The 6,244-nt window shown below is 41.0% G+C and carries 10 protein-coding genes and 1 pseudogene; 4 read left to right on the top strand and 7 right to left on the bottom strand.

Going from position 1 to position 6,244, the window contains the following annotated elements:
- A pseudogene (locus tag ADM33_RS03930) lies at nucleotides 1–217 on the top strand (oligoendopeptidase F family protein); the annotation flags it as partial.
- A gap of 200 nt (nucleotides 218–417) precedes the next feature.
- Here ADM33_RS03930 and ADM33_RS03925 read toward each other — a convergent pair.
- On the bottom strand, nucleotides 418–807 hold the full coding sequence (locus ADM33_RS03925; protein WP_005591134.1) for a nuclear transport factor 2 family protein: 390 nt from the start codon (nucleotides 805–807) through the stop codon (nucleotides 418–420).
- 150 nt (nucleotides 808–957) lie between these two features.
- Here ADM33_RS03925 and ADM33_RS03920 point away from each other — a divergent pair, with 150 nt between their 5' ends.
- The 3 genes from ADM33_RS03920 (at nucleotide 958) to ADM33_RS03910 (ending at nucleotide 2,871) form a co-directional block, all read left to right on the top strand.
- Nucleotides 958–1,290 (top strand): winged helix-turn-helix transcriptional regulator, encoded by a 333-nt coding sequence (locus tag ADM33_RS03920; RefSeq protein ID WP_049503255.1) that lies wholly within the window; start codon nucleotides 958–960, stop codon nucleotides 1,288–1,290.
- An 11-nt stretch (nucleotides 1,291–1,301) separates the two neighbouring features.
- Entirely contained in the window at nucleotides 1,302–2,093 is a 792-nt protein-coding gene (locus tag ADM33_RS03915; protein ID WP_049503254.1) for a DUF2785 domain-containing protein, read from the top strand.
- 109 nt (nucleotides 2,094–2,202) lie between these two features.
- Nucleotides 2,203–2,871, top strand: coding sequence for an MIP/aquaporin family protein (locus ADM33_RS03910; RefSeq protein WP_049503253.1), 669 nt, complete (start codon nucleotides 2,203–2,205; stop codon nucleotides 2,869–2,871).
- A gap of 241 nt (nucleotides 2,872–3,112) precedes the next feature.
- Here the strand turns inward: ADM33_RS03910 and queF are convergent, their stop codons facing one another.
- From queF to ADM33_RS03880, 6 genes are all read right to left on the bottom strand, one after another.
- Nucleotides 3,113–3,604 (bottom strand): preQ(1) synthase, encoded by a 492-nt coding sequence (gene queF, locus ADM33_RS03905; RefSeq protein WP_000082591.1) that lies wholly within the window; start codon nucleotides 3,602–3,604, stop codon nucleotides 3,113–3,115.
- A gap of 18 nt (nucleotides 3,605–3,622) precedes the next feature.
- Complete coding sequence (queE, locus tag ADM33_RS03900; RefSeq protein WP_049503252.1) at nucleotides 3,623–4,339, bottom strand: 7-carboxy-7-deazaguanine synthase QueE; 717 nt, start codon at nucleotides 4,337–4,339, stop codon at nucleotides 3,623–3,625.
- Nucleotides 4,332–4,775 (bottom strand): 6-carboxytetrahydropterin synthase QueD, encoded by a 444-nt coding sequence (queD, locus tag ADM33_RS03895; RefSeq protein WP_049503251.1) that lies wholly within the window; start codon nucleotides 4,773–4,775, stop codon nucleotides 4,332–4,334. The genes queE and queD overlap by 8 nt, the downstream gene beginning before the upstream one ends.
- On the bottom strand, nucleotides 4,775–5,428 hold the full coding sequence (queC, locus tag ADM33_RS03890; protein ID WP_049503250.1) for a 7-cyano-7-deazaguanine synthase QueC: 654 nt from the start codon (nucleotides 5,426–5,428) through the stop codon (nucleotides 4,775–4,777). Before queC ends, queD begins: the two co-directional genes overlap by 1 nt.
- Nucleotides 5,429–5,629: 201 nt before the next feature.
- Nucleotides 5,630–5,944 (bottom strand): thioredoxin, encoded by a 315-nt coding sequence (gene trxA, locus ADM33_RS03885; RefSeq protein ID WP_001029584.1) that lies wholly within the window; start codon nucleotides 5,942–5,944, stop codon nucleotides 5,630–5,632.
- A gap of 14 nt (nucleotides 5,945–5,958) precedes the next feature.
- Nucleotides 5,959–6,180: a DUF4649 family protein gene (locus ADM33_RS03880; protein ID WP_004250771.1), complete on the bottom strand. Its 222-nt coding sequence runs from the start codon at nucleotides 6,178–6,180 to the stop codon at nucleotides 5,959–5,961.
- Nucleotides 6,181–6,244 lie beyond the last annotated feature (64 nt).

Here is a 6,244-nt window from a genome sequence, read left to right as displayed (position 1 = left end):
CTTGTATAGCTACACTTACTCAGCAGGACTTGTCATCTCGACTGCTGGTTACCTTCATCTGAAACATTCAGAAACTGGAGCTGAAGATTGGCTCAATCTCCTTAAGTCAGGTGGTAGCAAGACACCACTTGAGTCAGCCATGATTATCGGAGCCGATATTTCAACAGATAAACCACTCTGTGATACCATTCAGTTCTTGTCTGATACAGTTGATTAGATTATAGCTTACAGTGACCAGTTGGGAGAATAAATTAAAAGAGTCTGGGACAAAAGTCTAATCTTAAATATAAAAAGCGAACAAAACGAGTTATCTGACACTCAGAATACTGTTTTGTTCGCTTTTTTTCTAATCTATCGATTTTAAAAATTTATAATAAAGAATTCCTAAAATCAAAATTTTTGTCCTGGCCTCTTAAATTATCCCCAAAAGCTATCTTCTTCAGCTTGATCTGAAGAGAAAAGCCAAACTTCTTTGATTTTTCCGTCTTCAATACGGAAGAGGTCAATCCCGTTCATATTGAGTTCAGTACCATCAGCCCGTGTTCCAAGAAAAGTAACATTGGCTGCGATTAAATCCTTATTGTCAGAAACCCAATTTGTTACCACCTTAAAGGTTCCATTAGTTTTCTCAGCAAATGTAGCCAGGTGAGTTCCTAGCTTGTCCTTACCAACAACTGTACCAGATATACTATGAGTACCAGGTTGATGCCAGATAATATCGTCTGCCATCGTTTCGAAGACACCAGGAAAGTCACCAGCAATTAAAGCTTGGTTATAAGCGTTGAAAATTTCTAAGTTTGTTGACATATCTATTCTCCATTTCTTTTTTATGATATAATTATAACAGTTACAATCGAAAAAACAAGTAGACACTTTTTCGATAGCTAGTATCAAAAGTAGTACTATTGTTGATACTAAAAGATAAATTTTTTTAAAAAAATAGAAAGAAGATATTTTATGCCAAATAAAGTGAGTGAGTATGGTATTTGTCCATTTGCGACAACGCAGAGGGTTTTAACAGGGAAATGGGCACTGGTAATCATTTATCAGTTGAGTACGGGTACTAAACGATTTAAAGAATTGCAGAGATTATTGCCTGGGATTACTCAAACTATTTTGACACGTCATCTCCGTCAATTAGAAAAGGATAAGATTATTCAACGAAAGGTCTATGCGGAAGTTCCCCCACGAGTTGAGTACAGCTTAACCGAAATGGGACAGGAATTCAGAGTTGTTTTAGATGCTGTCGAAAAATGGGGTCTGGATTATATCAAGTTGCTAGAAATGTAGAGGTATTGACCATGTATCAAGAATTGAAAAGAAAAGTAATAGAAGAAAAACCAAGTTATCATGAGGAAGAAATCCTGTGGTTGCTTGAGCACTTAGGGGATCCGAGTCAAGAGATTCGCGATGAATTGGTTTTTACTAGTTTAGCTAGGGGGATTCAAGAAGAGTTATTTACCAAGGAGCAATTTCAGTTGATTGCTGCTGAGATTGTCTCTGATGGTGGGCTAGATAAAGAGATTGATAAGACAGGAGCTTCAACGCTTGAACGTTCTTTTAGGGCCCTTATTTATGCCAATCTCTTATCTGCTGATGGCAATGAACAGTCTCTTTTTTATCAAGTGCTTAAAACTGATATCAGAAATACGTTGCTCGATCAAGGTTTGCATTACCTTGAAAAAGAAGAGGATACGACTGGTTTTTCAAGCCAGTATGGTTGGGTGCATGCTTTTGCTCATGGGGCTGATCTTTTGACTGAAGTTGTTTGTCATCCAGACTTTTCTAAAAATAGAGTTCATGAAGTATTTGACATACTTGGCCAACTATTTAAAAGAATTTCGGTTCGATTTATAGATGATGAGGACTGGCGCTTGGCCAGAGTCCTTTACGAACCTGTTTTGCAAGGAAAGGTGGAGCAAGCGACACTGGCTTCTTGGATAAAGTCACTTGATTTCCCGATAGAAGAGAGGGAAGATTTTTATAAATTTTCCAATTTCAGATCTTGTCTATTAGAAGTCTATGTTCAACTCGACCAGAGAAATAGTTTACAAGATGACTTGAAAGAAGCTATTCAATCTTTCCAATATTAGATTTTGATTATCAAATGTGAAAACTTACACAATGTTTCCAAGCACATTTCTTGAAACCCTTTCCTTCTTCTGATAGACTAATACATAGTTTGAAAAAAGGAGACTTAACATGAAAAAATTTGTTGCTGAATTAATCGGTACTTTTATGCTTGTGTTCATCGGAACAGGAGCTGTTGTTTTTGGAAATGGTGTTGAAGGACTTGGACACCTTGGAATTGCTCTTGCTTTTGGTTTGGCAATCGTAGTCGCAGCCTTCTCAATCGGAACTGTTTCAGGTGCTCACTTGAACCCAGCTGTTTCTATCGCTATGTTTGTTAACAAACGTTTGTCATCTTCAGAGCTTGTAAACTACATTCTTGGTCAAGTAGTTGGTGCTTTCCTTGCATCAGGATCTGTATTCTTCCTCTTGGCAAATTCAGGTATGTCAACTGCAAGTCTTGGTGAAAATGCCTTGGCAAATGGTGTAACTGTCTTTGGTGGTTTCTTGTTTGAAACAATCGCAACTTTCTTGTTTGTTTTGGTCATCATGACTGTCACTTCAGCAAGTAAAGGGAATGGTGCAATCGCTGGTTTGGTCATCGGTTTGTCATTGACAGCTTTGATCCTTGTTGGATTGAACATCACTGGACTTTCAGTAAACCCAGCTCGTAGCTTGGCTCCTGCTGTCTTGGTAGGTGGCGCAGCTCTTCAACAAGTTTGGATTTTCATCCTTGCACCAATCGTTGGTGGAGTTCTTGCAGCTCTTGTTGCTAAAAACTTCCTTGGAACTGAAGAATAATTGAAACTCAAAAAGCCTTGCTCCTCATGATGAGGAACAGGGCTTTTTCGTATTATACTCTTCGAAAATCTCTTCAAACTACGTCAGCTTCACCTTGCCCTGAATTCGTCAGTTCTATCCACAACCTCAAAACAGTGTTTTGAGCTGACTTCGTCAGTTTCATCTACAACCTCAAAGCAGTGCTTTGAGCAACCTTCGGCTAGCTTCCTAGTTTACTCTTTGATTTTCATTGAGTATGAGTTTAGCGGTTGTCAATTTTTTCTGGATAGAGATCGTGTTGGAATAGGCGTTGTTCTGCCAATCCTTCATACTTGGTTCCAGGTCTACCGTAGTTGTAGTAGGGGTCGATTGAAATACCACCGCGAGGTGTAAATTTCCCCCACACCTCTAAGTAGCGAGGGTCTAGCAAGTTGACCAAGTCTTTTCCGATGGTGTTGATACAGTTTTCGTGAAAATCCCCATGATTTCGGTAACTAAAGAGGTAGAGTTTGAGGGATTTTGACTCGACACAGAGCTTGTCAGGAATGTAGGAAATATAAATCGTTGCAAAGTCTGGCTGCGCAGTGATTGGGCACAGTGAGGTAAATTCAGGGCAGTTAAATTTGATGAAATAGTCATTTTCCACATGGCGATTGTCAAAGGATTCCAGGACTTCTGGTTGATAGTCAAAGATGTAGGTGGTTTCTTTATTGCCCAGTAGGCTTAGGTTTTTCATTTCTTCTTGTTGTGACATGTTTTTTTCTTTCTAATCTTAAACACCACGTTGGTTATCGTAGAGGAGGGTATGGAGTTGTGGAAGGACGCGGACATTGCCCCAGCTATCATCAGCAGCAACGCGTTCCCATAGTTCTTTGAGGCGATCTAGTTGGTCTTGGACAATATTGCCTGTAGCCTTGGGCTCAGGATTTCCAGCCGATAAGAAGAGGACATCTGGTTGGTAGCGTTCTTGAATGTCTTTGGCAAAGGTTAGATCTGCATCATCAAAAACAGGGATTTTAAAGGTGACCTTGTCTGGATCCAATTGAGAAACGATAAAGTCCAAGGTCTCGAAGTTGACTTCCATCTTAGATGAAGGAGGCTTGGGACTCAGAGTCACCTGATCGATATCTTTTAACCAATGTTGCCAGCGGGAGCCTTGGGTTTCAACAGCCAGAGTAACACCACGTTGCTTGAGTTTGGTGACCAGTTGAGCCATGTTGGCAGCTAGGATGGCTGGATTTCCACCAGATAGGGTTACATAGTCGTAGCTTCCTAGTTTGTCTAACTCAGCGATCACTTCATCAGCTGTCATGCGAGTAGGTTTTTCAGAACCATCCCAAGTAAAGGCAGAATCGCACCAGTCGCAGTGATAGTCGCAACCTGCAGTGCGGACAAACATGGTTTTCTGGCCGATAGCACGACCTTCACCTTGAAAGGTTGGGCCAAAAATTTCTAGAACTGGTAGTTTAAGTACACGTTCACTAGTCATCTAACCACTCCCGTCTAAACTCTGCAAAGGCAGTCGGAGTTTCATAGAGGCGAACGTATTCCAAACGGAGATCGCGTTCATCTGGCAACTCTTGGCTCATAGTTTGGAAAATCCAGTAAACCATATTTTCAGCAGTCGTATTCATGTAGGGCAGGGTCTCGTTGAGATAGCGATGATCCAAGTGGGGTTCTAAGTAGTCCTTGTAGATTTGTTTGATATCCCCAAAATCGTAGGTCATGCCACGTTCATCTAAAAATCCACTGACTGCGATTTGCAGATGATAGGTATGGCCGTGTAGGGATTTGCATTTTCCCTCATAGTGAAAGAGGTGGTGGGCAGCATCAAAGGTAAATTCTTTGGAGACTAAGGTTCTGTGAGGATTGTAGACAAGAGATTCCCCAGTTTCTCGTTTGATTTCTTTGGGGGCAAAAAACATCAGGCCTCTCCTTTCTGAGAGAGATAAACCTCTAAACCATGTTGGCGTAGATGGCAGGCAGGACAATCTCCACAACCAGTACCGATAATCCCATTGTAGCAAGTCAAGGTCTTCTCACGAATATAGTCAAAGGCACCGAGTTGGTCAGCCAATTCCCAAGTTTCAGCTTTGTCTAGCCACATGAGAGGTGTTTGGATAACGAAGTCGTAATCCATAGCAAGGTTGAGGGTAACATTGAGGGATTTGACAAAGACATCTCGGCAGTCAGGGTAGCCTGAGAAGTCTGTTTCACAGACACCTGTCACAATATCCGTAATTCCACGCTGCTTGGCAAGAACTGCCGCAAAGGACAAAAAGAGGTGGTTGCGACCATCAACAAAGGTATTGGGGACCTCTCCCTCTTTTTGCTCAATTTCCAGATCAGAGGTCAGGGCATTTTCAGTGATTTGCCCCAGTAGAGACATATCTAAGATGTGATGACGAATACCTTGTTCCTTGGCGATTTCTCTAGCAACTTGAATTTCGAGGTGATGGCGTTGACCGTAGGCGAAGGTGACGGCCTCGACCGTTTCATAATGTTCTTTAGCCCAAAAGAGGCAGGTTGTGGAATCTTGACCGCCACTAAAGACGACCAAGGTTGATTGACGTTTCATAGTACTCCTTCCAAAATGGGAAATGTTCAGAGCACGCAAAAAGCTCCCTTGAGGGAGCTAAAAAATACCAAGTAGAGGTTTTTTTTAGCGATGGCATGTCCCAAACATCGTAATATTCTACCTACAGTCTAGCATATTTTTTGAAAAATGGCAAAGGGCAAGAAAAAAGAGACCAAAGAATGTACTTGGTCTCTAGTGTGATTAGCTCAATTCAGCAACGATAGCTTTGATTTGTTCTGCAGTGTGAACACCAGCAACTTGCTTCACCACTTGTCCATCTTTTTTGAAAAGAAGAGTAGGGATAGACATGATACCGAATGAACGAGCTGTGTTTGGGTTTTCATCAACGTCCATTTTAACGATCTTCAAGACATCTTCTGAAAGTTCTTCAGACAATTTATCCAAGATTGGACCTTGCATACGACATGGACCACACCAAGTTGCCCAGAAGTCAACCAAGACCAATCCGTCTTTAGTTTCTTGTTCGAATGTTGCATCTGTAATTGCTTTTGCCATAGTATTTCTCCTTTTTAATTATATTGGCTTAAATCTTGTTTCATGAGATAGAAGAAGACATCTCCATAAGTCCCATGGTAGTCCAAATCATGCCCCTTGTAGGTTACTTTTTGGACAGGGTAGTAGTCTGCGACACCAATCAGGCAGGCATGTTGAGAACGTTCAAATTCTTCGTATGACTCGAAGGTCATGGTTCTCTCTTGCTTGCTGGCATCAAGATAAGTGATTTCAATCATAAGATTCTCCTTTGCTAAATCATATCTTCATTTTACTCCTTGGAAAAAGGAATGTCAAGAAAAT

The organism is Streptococcus oralis (assembly GCF_001075875.1).
Lineage (GTDB): Bacteria > Bacillota > Bacilli > Lactobacillales > Streptococcaceae > Streptococcus > Streptococcus oralis_I.
This window is presented reverse-complemented; position numbering and strand designations above follow the sequence as displayed.

Excerpts from the sequence above, each read along its gene's own strand:
- ADM33_RS03925 (WP_005591134.1), bottom strand. The coding sequence starts at position 807 with ATGTCAACAAACTTAGAAATTTTCAACGCTTATAACCAAGCTTTAATT.
- ADM33_RS03920 (WP_049503255.1), top strand. The coding sequence starts at position 958 with ATGCCAAATAAAGTGAGTGAGTATGGTATTTGTCCATTTGCGACAACG.
- ADM33_RS03915 (WP_049503254.1), top strand. The coding sequence starts at position 1,302 with ATGTATCAAGAATTGAAAAGAAAAGTAATAGAAGAAAAACCAAGTTAT.
- ADM33_RS03910 (WP_049503253.1), top strand. The coding sequence starts at position 2,203 with ATGAAAAAATTTGTTGCTGAATTAATCGGTACTTTTATGCTTGTGTTC.
- queF (WP_000082591.1), bottom strand. The coding sequence starts at position 3,604 with ATGTCACAACAAGAAGAAATGAAAAACCTAAGCCTACTGGGCAATAAA.
- queE (WP_049503252.1), bottom strand. The coding sequence starts at position 4,339 with ATGACTAGTGAACGTGTACTTAAACTACCAGTTCTAGAAATTTTTGGC.
- queD (WP_049503251.1), bottom strand. The coding sequence starts at position 4,775 with ATGTTTTTTGCCCCCAAAGAAATCAAACGAGAAACTGGGGAATCTCTT.
- queC (WP_049503250.1), bottom strand. The coding sequence starts at position 5,428 with ATGAAACGTCAATCAACCTTGGTCGTCTTTAGTGGCGGTCAAGATTCC.
- trxA (WP_001029584.1), bottom strand. The coding sequence starts at position 5,944 with ATGGCAAAAGCAATTACAGATGCAACATTCGAACAAGAAACTAAAGAC.
- ADM33_RS03880 (WP_004250771.1), bottom strand. The coding sequence starts at position 6,180 with ATGATTGAAATCACTTATCTTGATGCCAGCAAGCAAGAGAGAACCATG.